Raw genomic sequence first — 20,604 nt, 5'->3', positions numbered from 1 at the left:
GTTGACAGTTGACAGTTGACTGTTGACTGTTGACTGTTGACTGTTGACTGTTGACTGTTGACTGTTGACAGCGAGGCTTTTAGATCGAACTGTTAATAGATTCCGGGAATTAGTTTTTTGACTTTTTGGCGGTACTCTGAATAGTCTGGATATTTTTTGGTTAACCAGGTTTCTTCTCGGTTGGCTTTGATCTCGAAAAGTATTATTAATAGTGCGCTGGCTATTAAGTGGGATATGCTCATTTGAAAAAGTGTCCAGCCGAGGGCTGCTAAAATTAAGCCGCTGTATAATGGATGCCGCACTATTCCGTAAATGCCTGTTTGGACTAATTCTCCGTCTTCTCTGGGATAGGGTAAAGGTGTCAGGTTTTTTCCTAAGTCTATCAATCCTTTGATGATGAAAATTAATCCGGTTAAGCCGAGAATACTGGCCATAAACCAGATAATATAAAGTAAGTGGGTTGATTGAATTTTTAATCCTGGCAGTTGATAAACTGGTAAGATTACAAATCCTGTGAGCAATCCTCCTTGAAGCAAAACTAAATATTCGCCACGGCTGTTGTTGCGCCAGCCTTCGCGCGTGAAGCCCCAGTCAGTTAAGATTTTCATAGTAAGACGAAGTTCGGCAACGGATTTTGTAACGGATGTAACGGATACAAGGAAGAGGGGTGGAAGGAAGAAGGAAGAGGGAAGAGGGAAGAGGGAAGAAAGAAGAAGGAAATGAACTGTTGTTTCTACTCGTTATTAGGCTCGGCTTGGTAATGCCTAACCGTCGGCTATGCCTCCAATTTTATTTTCGGAAGCGAGGCATAATTTTCGTCCATAAGTGAGGCAGAGCCTCTGGACATGGGTTCCCAGGCAGAGCCGGGGAACCAGCTAACCTACGGCGAACAGCGAACAGCGAACAGTCAACTGTCAACAATTAACAAATTTATTCTCGCCAGGGACGTGTCATTAATTCTAATTGATTGACTTCTTCTTGGCTCAAATTCCAGCCTAACGCGCCTGCATTTTCTTGGGCTTGTTTGGCGGTTTTGGCGCCGGGAATGGGGATGACTCCGTTTTGGCATATCAACCAGTTTAGGGCAACTTGGGCGGGCGTTCGATCGCGCTTTCTGCCCATTTTTCGCAGGGTAGACATGACTAATTCAATTTTTTCGAGGCCACTTTTGCTGAAGCGGGAGTCCATTTTTCTGGCTCCTGTAGGTGGTTCTTGGGCTGTGTATTTGTCGGTAAGCAATCCTTGGGCTAAGGGACTGTAAGCTAAAATTGTGACGCCCAATTCGCGGGCTGCACTCACAATTCCTTGTTTTTCTACTTGCCGCGACAGCAAGGAGTAACGGACTTGATTTGTTGCTAGGGGAACGCCTCTGGCTGCTAGTATTTTGTGGGCTTGGCGCATCTGTTCTGCTGAATAGTTGCTGACTCCTACTGCTTGAATTCTGCCTTGTTTTACTTCATCCGCTAAGGCGTTCATCAGGGTTTCTTGACTGAGTAAAAAAGTGAAGGGCCAGTGCACTTGGTAGAGGGCTATTTGTTCTACTTGCAAGCGTTTTAAGCTGGCACTCAAGGCTTCGGAAACTGATTTTCCTGTAATCCGCCAAGGTACGGGGCCGAATTTGGTGGCTATTTGCACGGGTTGGGTGGTTTTTTTGATAAACTGCCCCAGCAATTCTTCTGACAAGCCGTTACCGTAGACTTCGGCTGTGTCGAAGAAGTTGACTCCGCTGTCTAGGGATGTTTTGAATGCTGCTTCGACTTCGGCGGCGCCGTAGTTGCTGCCGTAGTTCCAAAATAGTTTGTCGCCCCAAGCCCAAGTTCCGACGCACAGGGGAATGACGGCGGGGCCGTTTTGTCCTAGGGTAATGGTTGTCACGGTTGGTAAATCCACAGTTATTGATTCTCTTTATTTTTATATGAATTTATACGAATAATCGCGATCGAGCTTCTAGCCGGGGGAGGAAAGGCGGCTGGTGGCGATATCTCAGTTACTATAAGTGCAAATGATGTGTTTATTTGAGTAGTTATGTCGATCGACCGTTTGCCAGATTCAAGATTAACAGATTCCGCGACTCCTGCTATCAAGAGAGTTACCCTGCTGACTATGTTCCGGTTGGGTTTGTTTCAGATGGGATTGGGCATGATGTCGATTTTGACCCTGGGGGTGCTCAATCGCGTGATGATTAAGGAGTTGGCGATTCCGGCTACTGTGGTGGCTGGTACGCTGGCTATGCACCAGTTTGTGGCGCCGGCTAGAGTGTGGTTCGGGCAAATGTCTGATGCTAGGCCTTTGTTTGGCCATCACCGCACGGGTTATGTGTGGATGGGCGGGGTTTTGTTTGTGATTTCTGCTTTTTTGGCGGTACAAGTGATGTGGCGCTTGGGCAGCAGTTTGGAGGCTGTGGGGTGGACTACTCCTACTTACGGCTGGGTGGGTTTGTTGGGTTTGATTTTTGCACTTTACGGTATTGCTATTTGTTCGAGTTCGACTCCTTTTGCTGCTTTGTTGGTGGATGTTTCGGATGAGGAAGATCGATCGAAGTTGGTGGGTGTGGTGTGGTCGATGCTGATGGTTGGTATTATTATCGGGGCGATTGTTAGCAGTGGTTTGCTGAAGCAAATTGATGGGGATGTGCCACGGGAAGTGTTGCAGGCTTCGATTAACGGTTTGTTTGTGAAGGTGCCGGCGCTTGTTTTGCTGTTGGTGGGGATTGCAACTTTTGGCGTTGAGAAAAAGTATTCGCGGTACAAAGCTCGATCGTCGGCAGTGAATCGAGAAGATAAAATTACTCTGGGAAGTGCGCTGCGGATTTTGACTGCTAGCCGCCAAACCGGTTTGTTTTTTACTTTCCTGCTGATTATGACAATTTGCTTGTTTATGCAGGATGCGGTTTTGGAACCTTACGGCGGGGAAATTTTTAAGATGTCGATTTCGGAAACTACGCAGTTGAATGCTATTTATGGTACTGGTGTGCTTTTTGGTTTGAGCGCAACTGGTTTTTTAATTGTGCCGCGCATTGGCAAGCAAAATACGATTAGGTTGGGCTGTTTGTCGGTGGCGACTTGTTTTGGTTTAATTATTTTATCTGGATTTACTGGTAATCCAATTGTGTTTAAGTCGGCTTTAATGTTTTTTGGTTTGGCTTCGGGAATTACGACGACTGGTGCATTGAGTTTGATGTTGGATTTGACTGCTGCAGAAACTGCTGGGACTTTTATTGGTGCTTGGGGTTTGTCGCAGGCGATGGCGCGGGGTGTGGCGACGATTAGTGGCGGTGCTATTTTGGATTTGGGCAGAAGTTTGTTTGGGGTGCCGATGTTGGCTTATGGGTTGGTTTTTGCTGTGCCTGCGGTGGGTATGATTCTGGCTGTTTGGTTGTTGGGTAGGGTGGATGTTCGGGAGTTTCAGGATAATGCTAAAAGTGCGATCGCGACTATTCTGGAAAATGACTTAGACTGATATTTTGTCAGTTGGCAGTTGGCAGTTGTCAGTTGGCAGTTGTTAGTTGTCAGTTGTTATTGCAATAACGAATAACGAATCAGGAACCAATAACCAATAACTAATGACTAATTTTTGGAATTCAATTTTAACTTTTTCTCAGACTACTGTCCAGACAGTCGGCGAGCAGTTTTTGAAAGATTTCGGTTCTGCACAAGCAGATGAGAAGGATGATGGGAGTTTGGTTACGCAGTCTGACAATTGGGCGGATGCAGAAATTAGAAATGCGATCGCATCTACTTTTCCCAGTCACGGAATTTTGAGCGAGGAAGGAGAACACGTTTTCCCAGATACGGAATGGTGTTGGGTTGTAGATCCTCTGGATGCTACGACTAATTTTGCTCGGGGAGTTCCGATTTGGGGGATTTCTTTGGGCTTATTGTATCGCGGAACTCCGGTTTTTGGCTGCGTGCATTTGCCACCAGTTAATCAATCTTTTCACGGTTTTTATGCAGGGGATTTGGCGGGCCACAACGTATTGGCAAATATGCCTCAAGGTGCGTTTTTGAACAATCGACCGATTTGTCCCACTGCTGATAAAATGAGCGGAAATCATATTTTTAATTTGTGTTCGCGGAGTGTGGGAATCGGGCCTCATCTTCCGAGTAAAATTCGGATGTTGGGCATGGCTAGTTACAATTTTTTGACTGTGGCTTCGGGTGTGGCTATGGGAGGGGTGGAAGCGACTCCGAAAATTTGGGATATTGCCGGGAGTTGGGTAATTGTGAAGGCTGCTGGTGCAGTTTGGTTGCCGCTGGAATCCCAGGGGATTTTTCCGCTGGAAGTGGGGAAGAATTACGGGAGAGTTTCTTATCCGACTTTGGTGATGAATCGGCAGGAGTTGGTGTCGGTGTTTTTGCCGTTTGTGGAGGCTTGGAAGAAGAAAAAAATGGGGTAATTTAGGTGAAGCAAAGCTATCCCGTAGGAAATCGAACAATTATTAAATAAAACTGCAGGGCAGGCGTGACGGAGGAGTCTCCCACGTCTGCCGTGCTGTTTGGAAGAAATATACCGACCGATGACCGATGGTTCAAGTATGCCTACCCTCGTCTATTTCTGCCAATCTGCGATCGGGTGGTTTTATTTTACGTCGATAGGGTGATGCGGTTTCGGTACAATTTGTGGTAATGTTTTCACGAGCTATTATCTGTCGGAAATAAAATTATACCCGTTTTCAAGTAGAGGCACAAGGGTAAATAGATTTACTGCGGTGTGGGAAAAAGTAGATGAGTGGTATCTTGGCTATGCCGAAGAGTTAGCCTGGGGGAAGATACAAGAATAAACCTGGGAAGAAACTCAGAAAATTATGCGGTTGGCGATCGCACTTGATGCAGCCAGCAAAATAACAGATACTGGGATTGGGACACAACATTGCTGTGTCCCAACTCCAAAATGAATTTATTGCCTCATGCGATTAATTTCGACAGCACATTAGACAACTTAGCACCGAGATTCTCAACAGCGTCCTGCAGTTTTGCATCTTTCATCGTACCGTCAGCATTAAATGCTTCAAAAGCTTGGGGAATTGCTTTCTGATCCGGGAGCACCAATACGTTAATATTCCCCAGGATCGATCGCAAATGCACTAATCCCCGCAAACCGCCCATTCCGCCTGGGGAAGCACTCATAATTACCGCTACTTTGCCCGTAAATGCCACCAATCCCGGTTCACCCGGTGCTGGGCGCGATACCCAATCGATCGCATTTTTCAACACAGGCGTAATTGAACTGTTATACTCAGGAGAAGCTATCAAAAACCCGTCATGCGCTACCATCAATTCCTTCAATTTACGGGCATTTTCTGGCACTCCCTCTTTTGCTTCTAAATCTTCGTCAAATAGCGGCATCGGCAAATCGCGCAAATCTACATAAGTAACTTCTGCACCCGCCGCCTTAGCCCCAGCCGCCGCAACTTTAACCAGCAGTTTGTTATAGGATGCTTCGCGGGTACTTCCGGCAAATGCAAGTATTTTTGGTCTGTTTGTCATTGATTTTTTCCTGCTTATTGTTTCCGCGTATAATTGTACTATTTCGAGTCATTCCAAACAAAGTCAGCAATGGGTTTATCTGCCGGCAAAACAGGATTGTCACTGGAATTGAGTAAAACCGATCGCATTTTTACATTCCCGACTCCCAAACGCCTCTCCACGCGACTGGGAATGCCGTAACCGTAAATAATGTGTCCTTTCCCCGCCAACACCACAACTTGATAGTCGGGGTTTGCTTGGACAAAATCTGCTATTTTTTCCGCCATAGTTTCGTCCCACAAAACTTGGGCTTGCAAGAATCTTTCAAAAGCCGTACTATTTCCCTGTGCTGTCTTTTGGTGTTGCTGGAAAACTTCTAGCAGCAGTTGCCGATATTCGGCGTTGTCAGTGCGAATTTCGGATATTGGCGGAATGTGCTTTTTTTCCTCCGCAGTGAGGCTTTCTAAACCTTGACGGGCAACTTTTCTCGTTACTTCGGATGGTGTATTTAAGGCGAGGACGGGTAGTTGATTTTCTTTGGCAAACCGCAAAATGGGGGCGTAAGATTCCCAGGGAAAGCGCCATCTGCGATCGTACTCTGTTTGCTCGACTAATTGCTCCTCAGTTAGTTTACCTGCTAAGTAGTTGTCGATCGCGCTTTGAAAGGGACGCTGAAACATTTCCATCGCGATCGCAATTTTCCGATTTTGCCGCTGCATTTCTCGGATAATCGCCAGTTGAGCTTGGTGATCTTCCGCGCTATCGTGGGTTTCTCCCAGATACACGACTTTTGCCTTCACCAACTGTTGCAGAATCTCTTGGTTCGTGTAAGTCTGCTGAGGTTGAGGGTTCGCCGTCGTTTGCGCTGTGACTGCGCTGCTGCACAGCAGAAAGATACTCAGCGATAAGGCGCACAGTTTGATGAGTTTGGTTGTTTTCATACAGATATTATGCCGTTTCTCGCAGCAGCAAGCACAGCCGAACTCTACTATTTTACCTGAGCAGCTAGAAAGCTCAATCCTTAATTTAACTTCATAATTATCCGCCGTTACTTCTAAAAATGTAAAGTTTAGTTGCAGGTACTTGCGCTTCTAGAAGAAGGTGCTAAATTAATAATATGAAGCGAACAAAAAGCTTCTCTGACAGATACCAAATCTAGATACCGCAGCGAAGTTCACAATAGAATCTAAGGAGTAAAAACGCTGTTTAATCTCACATCTGTCTCATTAAAAACCAATAGCAGCACCCACCAACAAAGCTGATACTTCCTCAACTAATTAGAGGGGAGCAATGCAACTGAATCCGAGGATTATTGCAACTCCACATCGAAGTTGAAAAAAGAGGAAATCACTCGGTACATATGGCTGGGTGCTGTTGTTGTTAAAGTTGTTATTAAAAGAGATTTTCGGTTTGTGATGTTTTTTGCAGTAGAGGCAGAGCCTCTAGATATGCGTTACCGGGCAGAGCCTGGTAACAAGCATACAAGGAGAAAAACTCGAAAATTACGGGAAAATTGTCTCGTCTTCCTTCCGCCACGCGGGATCGACGATACAAATAAATATTAGTGGCTTTGTGCCACAGTTGTAAATAAATTGCTTGGCGTTTGGCGGAATGTAAACTGCATCTCCGGCTTCCACGAATTGATTTTCGTCGTCAATGTGCATTTGTCCAACGCCACTGAGGATGTAGTAAACTTCAGAAGTTGTCAGGGAGTGCAGCGCAGAAGTTTGTCCCGGTGGCAAAGCGGCGTGGGCTAAACTGTAACGCAAATCCACAGCTTGTTTGTCTGGATGCAGCAATTCTCGCAGTTGAGTACCGTCGCCAGCAATAAACTCATCGCAGGCATTTAGCTTTTGAATTAGCATTCTTTCCCCTCTCCTGAAAATCTCTTTACCACAACTTAAGTTTAATTGAAAGAGCAAGAGATGTTAAGAAATATGTAAAGCGGCGATCGGATTTTTTAACCGTAAATTCCCGAATGCCCTCGATAATCAGGACAGTCGATCGCATCTTCAGATAAAGCTATAGTAGGCTGAACGGGACACTTGAGGTGGTAGTCGCCCGTGAAAAATACGCAGTTAGCACAAGGGATTTGGTGCATCCGCTGAGCTCGGCGCATGGAGTCGGTGACAGTACGCCCGACACTCAAACACAGCAAAAAAACTATGCCCCAGGCGGACACAAAACACAGCGGGACTAAAATAGGCTGTATTGCCTTAAGCAAAAAGTAAAGCATAGCAAGAAAATTTAGCGGTATAAGCCACACATACATTACAGTAGTGGAATTGCCGATCGATCGACCAAAAAGTTTAGAATCCTTTACAGCTCGATCGAGAAACCGGGCAATTATGGGATGATAAGGAACAGTCCTTAAATAAAATTAGAGGAAATCCGTTATGACTCTGCGATTAGGCGATACAGTTCCCAACTTTACCCAAGCTTCCTCTGAAGGCGAAATCAATTTCTACGACTGGGCTGGCGATAGCTGGGTCGTGTTGTTTTCCCACCCGAAAGACTATACTCCAGTGTGCACCACAGAACTCGGTGCAGTGGCCCGTCTAAAGTCGGAATTTGAAAAGCGGGGCGTCAAAACCATTGCCCTCAGCGTCGATGATGTGGATTCTCACATGGGCTGGATTAAAGATATTGAGGAAACTCAAAAAGTCACCCTCAATTATCCGATTTTAGCAGATGGCGATCGTAAAGTCTCCGACATTTACGACATGATCCATCCCAACTCGCTAAACAACTTAACAATCCGCACAGTTTTTGTGATTGACCCGCAAAAGAAATTGCGTTTGAGCATTACTTATCCGGCGAGCACGGGTCGGAATTTTAATGAAATTTTGCGAGTAATTGATTCCTTGCAACTTACGGACAAATACAGCGTTGCGACTCCGGTTGATTGGAAAGACGGCGACGATTGCGTCATCGTACCTTCGATTACCGACCCCGCAGAATTGGCAGAGAAATTTCCTAAAGGTTATACGCCGATTAAGCCTTATTTGCGGATGACTCCTCAGCCGAATAAATAGGTTTAGCATTCCTGGACGCAGAACCTAATTAGGTAAGGTGTGCACTGCACACCTTACCTCTATAATTCGCACGTAATATCAAATCCGTTGACATCGGAATTATTATCTCTCTCTTCTCTTTCTCTGTGTCCTCTGTGCCCTCTGTGGTTTAATCATTCCGATACAACTGGAATTTATCACACACCAGCTTGTAGCTAGGACTTGAGTCCTTAATCCTGATTTTTGAGCACTCAAGTGCTAACTACAAACAAAGAAATTGTGCAATCTTGTGTAAACACTTTAGATTGGAGGAAAGGCCAAATGCTGTCATCAACAATTGTGTTGCGAATACCGCCAAAATTGCAAATGACAGACGACGAGTTTTTCGAGTTCTGTCAAATCAATAGTGAGTTACGAATTGAACGCAACAAATCGGGAGAATTGCTAATTATGCCCCCTACTGGTTCGGAGACGGGAAACCGAGAAGGTAATATATTTGGGCCGCTGTGGGTTTGGGCAGAACAAAATGGTACTGGTTTAGCGTTTACTTCGAGTACAGGATTTACTCTGTCCACAGGTGCCCAAAAGTCGCCGGATGCTGCTTGGATAAAATTGGAAAGATGGAATGCTTTGTCACCCGAACAAAAGCAAAAATTTGCCCCTATTTGCCCGGATTTTGTAGTAGAACTCAGGTCGGCTTCTGACAATCTCAAGCCCTTGCAAGAAAAAATGCAAGAATATATGAGAGAACCCGGAGTGCAGTTAGGCTGGTTGATTGACCGAAAAAATCGCAGAGTTTATATTTACCGTCCTGGTTTGCCAGAGGAATGTTTGGAGAATCCTGCTACCGTTAGCAGCGACCCCGTTTTGCCGGGATTCATACTCAATATGAGCAAGATTTGGTAGAACTGGTAGCAATAAATATCAACTTCTTGTAAAAATTAATAATATAGCAATCCTAAATGATTCAGATAAATTTGTAGGGGTAGTGCTACCCCTACTCCCCGTGCCTACCCCCTATCTATCGGGCAACCACGGGGAGTAGGGGTCGGATTGCCCCTACAATAATTATGAGAATGATTTAGGATTGCTATAGGATACACACACGCAAAAAATATGGATATTAAAAACGGCTTTGTAGGCACAATCGGCAACACACCACTAATTCGGTTAAACAGCTTCAGCGATGAAACTGGCTGCGAAATTCTCGGTAAAGCAGAGTTTCTCAATCCCGGCGGTTCTGTTAAAGATAGGGCTGCTTTATACATCATCAAAGATGCAGAAGAAAAAGGCTTGCTGAAACCGGGCGGCACCGTTGTTGAAGGCACTGCCGGCAATACTGGCATCGGTTTGGCCCACATTTGCAACGCTAAAGGTTACAAATGTATGATTGTGATTCCCGATAACCAATCTCAAGAAAAAATCGATGCTTTGAAAACCTTGGGCGCTGAAGTTCGGACTGTTCCCGCTGTCCCTTACAAAGACCCGAATAATTATGTCAAATTGTCGGGAAGATTGGCGGAGGAAATGGAGAATGCAGTCTGGGCAAATCAGTTTGACAATTTAGCCAACCGCCGAGCTCATTACGAGACAACTGGCCCGGAAATTTGGGAACAAACAAATGGGAAAATTGATGCTTGGGTAACTGCTACTGGTACTGGCGGCACTTTTGCTGGGGTAGGAATGTTTTTGAAAGAAAAAAATCCTGCTGTGAGAATTGTCTTGGCAGACCCGATGGGCAGCGGGCTTTACAGTTATTTCAAAACTGGGGAAATTAAGACTGAAGGCAGTTCGATTACTGAGGGAATTGGCACCACTCGCGTCACGGCAAATATGGAGAATGCCCCGGTAGATGACGCCATCCAAATTCACGATACGGAAGCTGTCCGCGTGATTTACCAACTGCTGAGGAAAGAAGGGCTGTTTATGGGCGGTTCTGTGGGGATTAATGTGGGGGCGGCTGTGGCTTTAGCGAAGCAAATGGGGCCTGGACATACGATTGTTACGGTACTCTGCGACGGCGGGGCTCGGTATCAGTCGCGTTTGTTCGATCGACAATGGTTGGCTTCCAAAGGTTTGTCACCAGATTAACCGTAGGGTGCGCTGCGGCGCACCTTAAAATCGGGGCATATAGCCTTTCTCAGAAAGATGAGGTACTATCCGGCATAGGGCATAGGGCATAGGGCATAGGGCATAGGGCATAGGGCATACCTCACTTTTTTGAGAACCGCTATATATAAAATTTGGGCAAAATCTGGGCGTATATGCGCGCACCTATTCCCATGATAAAAAAATAGCATATATGTAGCAGAATGTCAAGTGAAAAAACATGAAAATCACAGAATCTTCTAGGCAAGTTCTTGTTTGCCAAAACCGCACTTGTCGCAAGCAAAATTCAGCAAAGGTACTGGCAGCTTTTCAGCAATTGTCGCCCTCAGAAGTTGAAGTTGTTGCTAGCAGTTGTTTGGGACAGTGCGGCAACGGGCCGATGGTGTTGGTGCTGCCAGAAGAGGTTTGGTACAATGGTGTTTGCCCTGAAGAAGTTGCGACCATAACTGAGCAACATTTGCGGGGAGGAAAGCCAGTGGAAAGGATGCTTTATCGCAAGTTTCACCGACTTTCTAATTAGTCGATCGCCCGCGTTTAAAATTCTTCCGCAAACAACCGGCGGAGAATTTCCGTGACTTCGGCGCAAAATCTGGCGTCGAGTTCGATCGCTAGGCGATCGACACTAGTGGAACCGCCTACAGGTTTTTCTGCCCGCAAACTCATGGCTAAAGTTCTGAGTTTTGCCGGCTTTCCCGCCGCTTTCGGCCGCTCGTCAACAAACCGCACTAAAGCCACATAAACTGTTTCTAGGGTTCCCCTGATCGAGCTCAGTCCGTAACCCAATTTTGAGATAATTACTGGAGAAGTGATCAGGCTATCCATCCCCAAAGTTTTAATTGCTACATCTACATATCGAGCGCTGTCATGTCCCATTGCTCTGACAATGCTTTCTAAGCTGTTCCACTGAGATGCTTTCATGCGCGATCGCTGTTCGATGTGGAAGTGCCATCCTAACATGGAAATTAGCCTGGTCAAATCATAAGCAGATACGGTATTACTTTGTTTGGTACTGTTTAATGCCGCACTTAGCAGCACTTGTTTTTTGGTGAGATCGAAGATTTTGGGGTTGTTGTGATAAGGATTTTCGCCGTAATCGCCACGAAAAATTATGTCATTATTGCCAGTAGCGCTTTTCAGCCATTGCTCTAGTCCTATGCGAGTATCGAAGCGTTTGAACATCGCAGCTAAGGAGTTTGAACTTGCTATATTTGAGGCATAGTTAACCATGTCTTTTGCTACATCGTAAAAGTAAAAATCGTGTCTTAGCCCGTTACCATCTCTTACAACGCAGTTGTCAATGTCGCAGTCGGGATATTTGCTATTTACTTGGCTGACGATATTAAGGAGTGCAATAATTTTAGTGGCACTCCACTGCTCAGCATTGGTAAGCGCGTTTTTTCCCAGCCACTGTGCCTGAATTTTGCCGTCTACAAAAGTACCAATGCAAACGCAGGCTTCCTTAATTTCTGCGTGCAAAAAATTTAAACCTTGAGAGTTAATTTGAGGTAGTTCTCCCAGGCTGGGAAACGGAGTAGGTTTGAGGGGATTATTGGGGCCGGGAATAGAGCTAATTACTTTTAAGCCGTCGGGTTTCTGTTTGAGATAATCGGGATAGTTTTTAATGTGTTGTTGGTAAGGAGATTTTTCAATGCCCCGGTCTAAAAAAGCTAGTTTGTTGATGTTAGCTTGGGCATCTATTTGCATTTGGAGGTAGTTTTTGTAGATGCGCGATCGGTCTTTTGCGAGTTCGAGGGAGGTGAGGTTCATGATAATAGTTGGCAGCTTGTTACGAATCAGTAAATCACTATACTAGGATTTACGCAAACAAACCGGGCTGCGCTGCAAAATTTTGGGTTGGGAAACTAAAAATTAATGAAGAAACCGGGCTTCAGAGAGTAACTGCGTCCAGGACTATATATATGAGTTGTGGCCCTGCGATCAAGCTTTTTTGCTGCGTACTTGAATGCGTTTGTCGGTTTTTTGTTTCTTAATCCAAGAGACAAATTTCTGGAGTTCAGGGTCATTTTTGAGCTTTTCCAGGGTGTTGAGCTCTTGGGCGAGGTGTTTGTTCTCAAATAGAGAGTGAATCTGGCGGTGACAGGCTGAGCAAATGTCGATTGTCGGGCTTGGATCTTCGTTTTTCCGCTTGGTGTTTTGTTTGGGGATGAGGTGATGGGCGGTTAATGCTTCCATTTGTCGATCGCACAATTCGCACTGCATAATTTTCTCAATGCTGCTGGATAGGAGAATTGCTACTTTTAGTTTATAGCCTTTCTCAGTAACATGGGGCATGGGGCATAGGGCATAGGGCATAGGGCATAGGGCATACCTCACCACGCTTGAGAACCGCTATAGCGCGATCCGCTTTGATTCATGTGAATGAAGGTCGAGCCTACTTCTGCACAAAAAAAACCCCCTAAAAAAGGGGGCATCCAAGCAGAACCTAGGCGTCACAAAATATACAGTAACAGAAACAAAACAATCCAAATCACATCGACAAAGTGCCAGTAAATCTCAGTCGCTTCGATTCCGAAGTGGTGCTCGCTAGAATAGTGACCTTGCGCGCGCGATCGCCACACCACACCGGCCATCAGGAGCACTCCAAACGTAACGTGCAAGCCGTGAAAAGCAGTCAAAACGTAAAAGCAACTGGCATACAAATTCGTCGTCAAGCCAAACTCTAAATGAGTGTATTCGTAAACCTGACCTGCCAAGAAAACTGTGCCCATAGCAATAGTTACGAGCAACCAATTCCGCATTCCGGTGGCATCATTCTTTTTGATTGCACTATCAGCATTGTGAATCACAAAACTGCTAGCAATCAAAATCACCGTATTGATTCCCGGCAGCAATAACTCTCGCGCGGGCGTACCTTCAGGAGGCCACACGGGGGCCATCGCCCGATAAATCAAATACGCGGCAAACATACCGAAAAATATCATGCCTTCAGCGCACAGGAACACAATTACCCCTAACATCCGGTGGTCGGGATGCTCGACGCCGTGTGCTTCTACTTCGCCCTCGTGGTGGTAATTTAGGGCTGTTTTTGTCGGATCGATCGCTGGAATTTGCATAAGAAATTGGTAATGAAGAAGTCAGTTGTCAGTTGTCAGTTGTCAGTTGTCAGTTGGCATTAGTCATCAGTCATTAGTTAACAGTCAACAGTCAACAGTCAACCGTCAACAATGCCCAATGACTAATGCCTGATGACTAATAACTATTCGCCATCTTGACTTTCATCAGCAGGAGAATCAACATTTATCTCTGATTCAGGAGCGACCAAAGTTGCAGTACCGCCAAAGAAAGTTGAAGCTTGAGCCTCCGCAATAGGAATACCTGTTTTCTGGGCGTTGCGGGTGGCATTTTCCCTCAACTTAAGTCTGAGACGTTCCCCTGTATTCTGAATTTTTTCCATGCCGTAATCGTAAGGCCCTGTTGCCAATACCGGCACTCCTTCAAAATTTTCGATCGGGGGCGGCGAAGTCGTCATCCATTCCAAACTCAAAGCTTGCCAAGGATTGTCACCTGCTTTGGGGCCGTACATCCAGCTCCAAATCACATTAATGATAAACGGGATTGTAGACACTGCCAGCATATAAGAACCGACAGTACAAATGACATTAATTGTGGTAAATTTCGGGTCGTACATTGCCACCCGCCGAGGCATTCCTTGCATCCCCAAAGCGTGCATCGGCAGGAAAGTTACAGTAAAGCCAACATAGGTTAAAACAAAGTGAACTCTACCCCAAAATTCATTAATCATCCGCCCCGTCATTTTGGGGAACCAGTGGTAAAAAGCAGCGTAAATGCCAAACACTGAGCCGCCAAACAGCACGTAGTGTAGGTGAGCGACGACAAAGTAAGTGTCGTGAACGTGAATGTCGAAAGGTACGGAAGCTACCATGATCCCGGTGATGCCGCCGAGGACAAATGTTGAGATAAAACCCATCCCAAATAGCATCGCGCTGACAAGCCGGAGTTTGCCTCCCCAAATAGTTGCCAACCAGCTAAATATTTTAATCCCTGTTGGTACGGCGATGATCATAGTCGTGATCATAAAAAACATCCGCAGCCAGCCGGGAGTACCGCTGGTAAACATATGGTGCGCCCACACGATCAAGCCCAAAAAGCTGATCGCGAGACTGGAATAGGCGATCGCCAAATAACCAAAAATTGGCTTGCGGGAATGCACCGGCAAAACTTCTGAAATCACCCCGAAAAAGGGCAGAATCATAATGTAAACTGCGGGGTGCGAATAAAACCAGAATAAATGCTGGTAGACGATCGGATCGCCGTTGCCGGTCGGGTTAAAAAATGCCGTCCCCGCTAACAAGTCAAACGACAGCAAAATCAAAGCTGCGGCTAAGACTGGAGTAGCAATCAAACTCAGCGCTGAAGTCGCAATCATCGCCCAGCAAAACAAGGGCATATCATTGAGACCCATGCTCGGAACCCGCATGGTAAAGATGGTAACGGCAAAATTCAGCGCCCCCAAAATCGAAGAAGTTCCCAGAATCAAAACGCTGAGAATCCAAATTTCTTCCCCGGCTTGAGCAGTAACTAAACTCAAAGGCGGATAGGAAGTCCAACCCGCCTGCGGAGCTCCTACAAAAAAACTGCTCAATAGCAAGACGCCACCTACGGGAATCATCCAAAAGGCAACGGCATTCAGGCGGGGAAATGCCATGTCTTTGGCCCCGATCATTAAGGGGATCAAAAAGTTAGCAAACCCGGCTCCGGCGGGTACGATCCACAGGAAGATCATCACCGTCGCGTGAACAGTAAATAAACTGTTGTAGAGTTCGGGGGTGACAAAATCGGAGTCGGGGGTGGCGAGTTCTGTTCGCACCAAAGTTGCCATCACGCCGCCGATTAGATAGAAAATAAATGTTGTTACCAGGTATTGAATACCGATGACTTTGTGGTCGGTATTAAAAGTGAAGTAGTCGCGCCAATGTCTATCGGCGGGCGCTGTTCCGCGAGCCTCAGTGTTTGCACTTTCTTGGAACTGTGCTTGTGTCATAGTTATTAGTCATTAGTTATTAGTCATTAGTTATTAGCTCAGGATCGAAGACCCAGTGCCAGGAACTAATGACTATTTTTAGTGATGAGTTGGGTGAAGTTGTTCGAGGGTTTCGGAATTAATTTTTATTTCCCTGACGTAGGGAGCCAAAAATTCACCGTCTGACAATTCCCCTGGATTGACTGCAACTGCTTGCTCTAAGTTTTGACTGCTAGCAACTTGCTGGCTTTGCAGCCAACCGTCGAATTCTTCGGGCGTGTGAACGACTGCTACAGCTTTCATCGCTCCGTGATAAGCGCCGCACAATTCAGCACAAACAACCCGGTATTCGCCGGTTTTAGTTGGTGTAAATCTCAGTTCGCTCGGCCGCCCGGGAATTGCATCTTGTTTGAGGCGAAATTCCGGCAGCCAAAATGCGTGCAGCACGTCTTGGGCTGAGATATTTAGCTGTACGTCGCGGTTGACTGGCATATGCAGTTCGCCAGAACTAACGCCGCTTTCTGGATAGCTAAAAATCCAGGCGTACTGCAAACCAGTGACATTGACAACTAAGTCTGCTGGTTTGTCTTCATTTTCTGGGGAAGCGCCTACCCCTAAAGCAACGAGTTTTTGAGACGGAATTTGAGGGGCGTTTTGGGGTGTATCTGAGAGTGTGGCTGCGATCGCACTTCCCCGCATTTTAGAGTGCGCTTGCATGGTGCCGTGGTCATGATTGCCCATCGGATCGAGGCCCCCCATTGAGTTGTAAATCTCAAAACTGTAGACTCCGATTCCTAAAATAATCACCGCCGGCACGGCTGTCCAAAGAATTTCTAAGGGAAAGTTGTCATGCCAAGGCGGCCCGTCTGTATTGTCTCCTTGACGGCGGCGATATTTAATTGCAGCAAAGATGAGAATTCCCTGCACCATGATAAATAGTCCAGTGGAAATGGTCATCATTGTATTGAAAAGTGCGTCTATGTCGGATGCTTCGTCAGAGGCGGCGATCGGCATCAAACCGTGATTCTGCCCGTACCAGAGACTGATCAGAGTCACTCCGATGCCGGCGAGCATGGTGAGGATGGAACTTGGAATGTTCACGCTGGTACTTCTTAATAGCGACACTTCTTCGCTTGAAAAATGAAGGAAGCGCCTCTGGGTTATCAATTTTTAATTGTAAATGGTATTTTTAGTAAAATGTCTCTCTTAAGGGTTACTTAAGGCTTAGAATTTTTGACCGATCGCCCGCGCGCCTCAAAAATACGTCTTTTGTACCTTGACAAAAATGAGTAAAAATGGTAAACAATCGCTCTATTTGGCTGCTAAATTTGAGATTTTTTCTCAAACACCATCAAATGCTGCTGGGGCAAGATATCTTTTGTCTCTTTCCATACTAAACCGACGGCGGCCATTTCTTTTTTCACCTGCTTCTGCGTCATTTTGTGCAAACCTTTAATGGGAATCAGCGGGTTTTCGCCCCGATACTCGATCGATACCGTGCGGCCTCCCGGTTTGAGTGCTTTCACAATTCCTTGCATCATTTCTCTGGGATATGCAAATTCGTGATAAGCATCGACCATCAAAACTAAATCTACGCTGTTTTCCGGTAAATTCGGATTGTCGATACTTCCCAAAACTGGCTCAACGTTAGCGATATTTTTTTCTTGTTTATTCAATTCTAGAAAATTCATCATTTCCTGCTGCACGTCAACTGCTAAAACCTTTCCTTCTGGAACTAAGGGAGCGATGCGAAAGCTAAAATATCCTGTTCCTGCTCCAATGTCGGCGACAATATCGGTGGGTTTTAAATCGAGATTATTGACTAATCGAGCTGATTTTTCTTCCATGCCGCGAGACGGTCTTTCTAGCCAACTAGCGCCTTGATATCCCATGACTTGGGCAATTTCTCGACCCATGTAAAATTTGCCGATGCCGTCGGGATTGTGGACTGTTCGCTGCTGATAAATGGAGTCGCTGTTGGCGGTTTTACTTGCTGCCGCACAGGCATTGAGCGGCAACAGGCAAATTATTGCTAAGATAATTGCTGCTAGCGGTTTAATGAATTGTCGGTTTTTCACGATCGTCCTAATTGTATATTTAATTTTTTCATGATCGGCATCGGCCCGTTGGTGACGATTTAACGTTAAACGTAATACCGGTCTGCTGGTTGATGATTAGGCCCAGATCCCCCCTAACCCCCCTTAACAAGGGGGGAACCGGAAATGGATCAAAGTCCCCCTTCTTAAGGGGGATTTAGGGGGATCTAGACTCGGCTGTGAACGAGAGATACAACGGTTTTTAGTCTTAAGTTGTCATTAATGGTCAGAGCCCGGTAATGCAGAACCAGAGGAAGAGCCGAGCGAATATCCAGAACAGTTCAAGATTTAATTGACAGCGGATTCTAACAATTTAATTGTACCAGAGTCAGCGTCGATTTCGACTTCTTGACCGATCGGCAAAGTGAACTGTTCCCGGATGTGTCCCACCATTGAACCGTACCACGCGGGAATCTTCAAAGGGCGAATGTGGTCGGACAAGACTTGAGGTAAGGTTAGGGACTCTTGGGGTTTTTCAGCTTCGCACTTGGTACACTGTCCGAAAATAAAACCTGATATTTTATCAAGAATGCCCGCTAATTTGAGCTGCGTCAACATTCTATCGATGCGATAAACTTCTTCGCCAACTTCCTCGACAAACAAAATACTGTTTTCCCACTGCGGTAAATATGCAGAACCCACCATTGCTGCTATTACTGATAAATTTCCACCGATTAGTTTTCCCCTAGCTGTTCCGCGCCCGATTGTTTGAACTTGCACGGTGTGGGAGTTTTGCATCATCACAGAACCTCCGTCAAACAAAACTTTTTTGACGTAATTTACTGTGAATGGACTCCAAGTTGACACACCTAAAGGGCCGTGAAAAGTAACTATATTAGTTTTAGCATAAATCGCCAATAACAGCGCAGTAATATCGCTGAATCCCATAATAATTTTGGGATTGTTGCGGATAATATTGTAATCCAGGATCGGCAATATCCGAGCACAGCCCCAGCCGCCCATCCCGGTAAAAATAGCTTGCACTGAGTCATCGGCAAAGGCTGCGTTGACATCGGCGGCGCGATCGGCATCCTTGCCTGCTAAATACCCGTAGCGATCGTAAAAATGCTCTCCCAATTTAACTTTTAAACCCAGGTTATCGAGAACTTTAAAAAATGGCTGCACTTCTTTTTCGTAGTTGAAAGCGGCAGGATTGATTAAGGCTACAGTATCGCCGACTTGCAGGCGGCGCGGATTAGCGATCGCACTTTGGGGAGATAGGCTAGTTTGGGCGAGCGGCAAAAGCTGAGTACCAATAGCAGTCAGCCCAAAAGTTCTGAGCAGAGCACGGCGGCGGAGAGTCATAGGTGTTAGGTAATTTTTGCTATAATTGTATAGGAAAATTTCTGTCATATCAGTTTAAAATTGCCAGTTTCAAATGAAAACAGACACTAAAATCTCCGCTAAAAAATCTTGGGCTAAATCTTTAGCGCGTCCGGCTGCAGAGTTTCCGCTGACTCAGCTATCGGTTAAAAGCGGTAAAATTCCCGAAGGATTGCGCGGCACTCTTTACCGCAACGGGCCCGCACGTTTGGAACGCGGCGGTGTTCCTGCCGGACATTGGTTTGACGGCGACGGTGCAATTTTGGCAGTACATTTTACCGATGTCGGTGCTACGGCTGTTTATCGCTACGTGAAAACAGCGGGATATCTAGCTGAAGAAAAAGCTGATAAATTTCTCTACAGTAATTATGGCATGACAGCACCGGGCCCTGTGTGGTTGCGGTGGACTAAAACTGTTAAAAATGCTGCCAATACTTCTGTTTTAGCTTTGCCCGATCGCCTTTTGGCATTGTGGGAAGGTGGCCCGCCTCACCGCCTCGATTTGCAAACCCTGGAAACTCAGGGAACGGACGATTTAGGAAGTTTAGAGAGTGGATCTTCTTATGCCGCTCACTGCAAGCGCGACCCGATTACTGGCAATATTTTTAACTTTGGAACTACACCGGGTGCCAGTACAAAGTTGAATCTGTATAAAAGCGATCCTACAGGCAAAATTGTGCAACAAGCAACTGTTGCTTTAGATGGAATTCCCCTGATTCACGATTTTGTTCTGGCTGGGAAGTATCTAATATTTTTTGTGCCGCCAGTACGAGTAAAATTTTTGCCCGTGTTAGCTGGAATTAGCAGTTTCGGCGACTCTTTTGAATGGAAACCGGAGTTAGGAACGCAGATATTAGTTATTGACTCGGAAACTCTATCTTTAGTTAGTCGCGGCGAAACCGAACCTTGGTATCAGTGGCATTTCGCTAACGGTTTTGTCAAGGAAGATGGTTCGGTAGCGGTAGATTTTGTGCGCTTCGCTGACTTTCAAACTAATCAGCGACTGAAAGAAGTACCGACTGGTGAAACTAGCACCGATGCGGAGGGTACTCTTTGCCGAGTGCATCTCAATCCTCTGACGGCGAAAGTGACAGGAATAGAAGAATTGTTGGATAAACCTTGTGAGTTTCCGATCGTACCTGCTGCCGAAATAGGGCAAGACGCACGATATATTTATCTGGCAATGTATCGGCCTGACGTTGATATTGTACCGGAACGTTTCGGTGCGATCGCCCGTTTGGACACGCAAACCCGCAATCTCACAATTGCCGACTGTGGCGAAAATCGCTATCCCGCCGAGCCCATCTACGTTCCAGATATTTCGTCGGAGAAAGGTTGGATAGTAACAGTTATTTATGACGGCAATTCTGACAGCAGCGAAGTCTGGATATTTGACAGCGACGGACTTTCCCGCGAACCTATTTGCAAGCTAGAATTGCCTGGTGTCATACCTTTGGGCTTTCACGGCACTTGGAAAGCGGCAGTCTGAGAAAATTGTAAAGAAGTGTTGCGGAAGATTTATTAAAAATTGTTGCCGCTTCTCTGTCAAGTTGTTAAGGTGTGTGTAGATAGGAAATTCTCATATCTAGGAGGTG

General features: G+C 45.9%; 20 protein-coding genes. 7 read left to right on the top strand and 13 right to left on the bottom strand.

Annotated features, from left to right (window positions below):
- Nucleotides 1-92: 92 nt before the first annotated feature.
- Both QT990_RS02445 and QT990_RS02440 read right to left on the bottom strand, forming a co-directional pair.
- Nucleotides 93-608, bottom strand: a complete 516-nt coding sequence (locus tag QT990_RS02445; protein WP_333145734.1) for an isoprenylcysteine carboxylmethyltransferase family protein — start codon at nt 606-608, stop codon at nt 93-95.
- A 322-nt stretch (nt 609-930) separates the two neighbouring features.
- Nucleotides 931-1,875 carry an aldo/keto reductase gene (locus QT990_RS02440; protein ID WP_333145780.1) on the bottom strand — a complete coding sequence of 315 codons (945 nt, stop codon included), beginning with the start codon at nt 1,873-1,875 and terminating at the stop codon, nt 931-933.
- Nucleotides 1,876-2,025: 150 nt separating this feature from the next.
- Between QT990_RS02440 and QT990_RS02435 the strand changes: the two genes are divergently transcribed.
- Nucleotides 2,026-3,459 (top strand): BCD family MFS transporter, encoded by a 1,434-nt coding sequence (locus QT990_RS02435; protein WP_333145732.1) that lies wholly within the window; start codon nt 2,026-2,028, stop codon nt 3,457-3,459.
- A 103-nt stretch (nt 3,460-3,562) separates the two neighbouring features.
- Nucleotides 3,563-4,396 carry an inositol monophosphatase family protein gene (locus QT990_RS02430; RefSeq protein ID WP_333464876.1) on the top strand — a complete coding sequence of 278 codons (834 nt, stop codon included), beginning with the start codon at nt 3,563-3,565 and terminating at the stop codon, nt 4,394-4,396.
- 508 nt (nt 4,397-4,904) lie between these two features.
- On the opposite strand, the gene QT990_RS02425 is transcribed toward QT990_RS02430, so the two are convergent.
- From QT990_RS02425 to QT990_RS02410, 4 genes are all read right to left on the bottom strand, one after another.
- Nucleotides 4,905-5,486 carry an NAD(P)H-dependent oxidoreductase gene (locus tag QT990_RS02425; RefSeq protein WP_333464875.1) on the bottom strand — a complete coding sequence of 194 codons (582 nt, stop codon included), beginning with the start codon at nt 5,484-5,486 and terminating at the stop codon, nt 4,905-4,907.
- 38 nt (nt 5,487-5,524) lie between these two features.
- On the bottom strand, nt 5,525-6,406 hold the full coding sequence (locus QT990_RS02420) for a ChaN family lipoprotein (protein ID WP_333464874.1): 882 nt from the start codon (nt 6,404-6,406) through the stop codon (nt 5,525-5,527).
- A 561-nt stretch (nt 6,407-6,967) separates the two neighbouring features.
- Nucleotides 6,968-7,330 (bottom strand): cupin domain-containing protein, encoded by a 363-nt coding sequence (locus QT990_RS02415; protein WP_333464873.1) that lies wholly within the window; start codon nt 7,328-7,330, stop codon nt 6,968-6,970.
- A gap of 95 nt (nt 7,331-7,425) precedes the next feature.
- Nucleotides 7,426-7,701, bottom strand: a complete 276-nt coding sequence (locus QT990_RS02410; RefSeq protein WP_333145777.1) for a hypothetical protein — start codon at nt 7,699-7,701, stop codon at nt 7,426-7,428.
- A gap of 160 nt (nt 7,702-7,861) precedes the next feature.
- On the opposite strand from QT990_RS02410, the gene QT990_RS02405 reads away from it, so the two are divergent.
- From QT990_RS02405 to QT990_RS02390, 4 genes are all read left to right on the top strand, one after another.
- Nucleotides 7,862-8,500, top strand: a complete 639-nt coding sequence (locus QT990_RS02405; RefSeq protein ID WP_333145723.1) for a peroxiredoxin — start codon at nt 7,862-7,864, stop codon at nt 8,498-8,500.
- Between the two features lie 300 nt (nt 8,501-8,800).
- On the top strand, nt 8,801-9,385 hold the full coding sequence (locus QT990_RS02400; protein WP_333145721.1) for a Uma2 family endonuclease: 585 nt from the start codon (nt 8,801-8,803) through the stop codon (nt 9,383-9,385).
- A gap of 210 nt (nt 9,386-9,595) precedes the next feature.
- Complete coding sequence (locus QT990_RS02395; RefSeq protein ID WP_333146687.1) at nt 9,596-10,570, top strand: cysteine synthase A; 975 nt, start codon at nt 9,596-9,598, stop codon at nt 10,568-10,570.
- A 238-nt stretch (nt 10,571-10,808) separates the two neighbouring features.
- Entirely contained in the window at nt 10,809-11,108 is a 300-nt protein-coding gene (locus QT990_RS02390; RefSeq protein WP_333146685.1) for a (2Fe-2S) ferredoxin domain-containing protein, read from the top strand.
- 14 nt (nt 11,109-11,122) lie between these two features.
- On the opposite strand, the gene QT990_RS02385 is transcribed toward QT990_RS02390, so the two are convergent.
- The 7 genes from QT990_RS02385 to QT990_RS02355 form a co-directional block, all read right to left on the bottom strand.
- Nucleotides 11,123-12,355 carry a hypothetical protein gene (locus QT990_RS02385; protein ID WP_333146684.1) on the bottom strand — a complete coding sequence of 411 codons (1,233 nt, stop codon included), beginning with the start codon at nt 12,353-12,355 and terminating at the stop codon, nt 11,123-11,125.
- Nucleotides 12,356-12,526: 171 nt separating this feature from the next.
- Nucleotides 12,527-12,880, bottom strand: coding sequence for an HNH endonuclease (locus QT990_RS02380; protein ID WP_333146682.1), 354 nt, complete (start codon nt 12,878-12,880; stop codon nt 12,527-12,529).
- A 158-nt stretch (nt 12,881-13,038) separates the two neighbouring features.
- Nucleotides 13,039-13,662, bottom strand: coding sequence for a heme-copper oxidase subunit III (locus tag QT990_RS02375; protein ID WP_333146680.1), 624 nt, complete (start codon nt 13,660-13,662; stop codon nt 13,039-13,041).
- 143 nt (nt 13,663-13,805) lie between these two features.
- On the bottom strand, nt 13,806-15,611 hold the full coding sequence (gene ctaD / locus QT990_RS02370; RefSeq protein ID WP_333146678.1) for a cytochrome c oxidase subunit I: 1,806 nt from the start codon (nt 15,609-15,611) through the stop codon (nt 13,806-13,808).
- Nucleotides 15,612-15,689: 78 nt separating this feature from the next.
- Nucleotides 15,690-16,691, bottom strand: coding sequence for a cytochrome c oxidase subunit II (locus tag QT990_RS02365; RefSeq protein WP_333146676.1), 1,002 nt, complete (start codon nt 16,689-16,691; stop codon nt 15,690-15,692).
- Nucleotides 16,692-16,912: 221 nt separating this feature from the next.
- Nucleotides 16,913-17,671 (bottom strand): class I SAM-dependent methyltransferase, encoded by a 759-nt coding sequence (locus tag QT990_RS02360; RefSeq protein ID WP_333307912.1) that lies wholly within the window; start codon nt 17,669-17,671, stop codon nt 16,913-16,915.
- Between the two features lie 303 nt (nt 17,672-17,974).
- Nucleotides 17,975-18,991, bottom strand: a complete 1,017-nt coding sequence (locus QT990_RS02355) for an LD-carboxypeptidase (protein ID WP_333409137.1) — start codon at nt 18,989-18,991, stop codon at nt 17,975-17,977.
- A gap of 73 nt (nt 18,992-19,064) precedes the next feature.
- On the opposite strand from QT990_RS02355, the gene QT990_RS02350 reads away from it, so the two are divergent.
- Nucleotides 19,065-20,498 carry a carotenoid oxygenase family protein gene (locus QT990_RS02350; protein WP_333464872.1) on the top strand — a complete coding sequence of 478 codons (1,434 nt, stop codon included), beginning with the start codon at nt 19,065-19,067 and terminating at the stop codon, nt 20,496-20,498.
- Nucleotides 20,499-20,604 lie beyond the last annotated feature (106 nt).

Origin of the sequence: Microcoleus sp. T3_B1 (assembly GCF_036700445.1) — a bacterium.
GTDB lineage: Bacteria > Cyanobacteriota > Cyanobacteriia > Cyanobacteriales > Microcoleaceae > Microcoleus.
The sequence above is the reverse complement of the archived record's forward strand: the minus strand, read 5'-3'. Positions and strand labels throughout refer to the sequence as shown.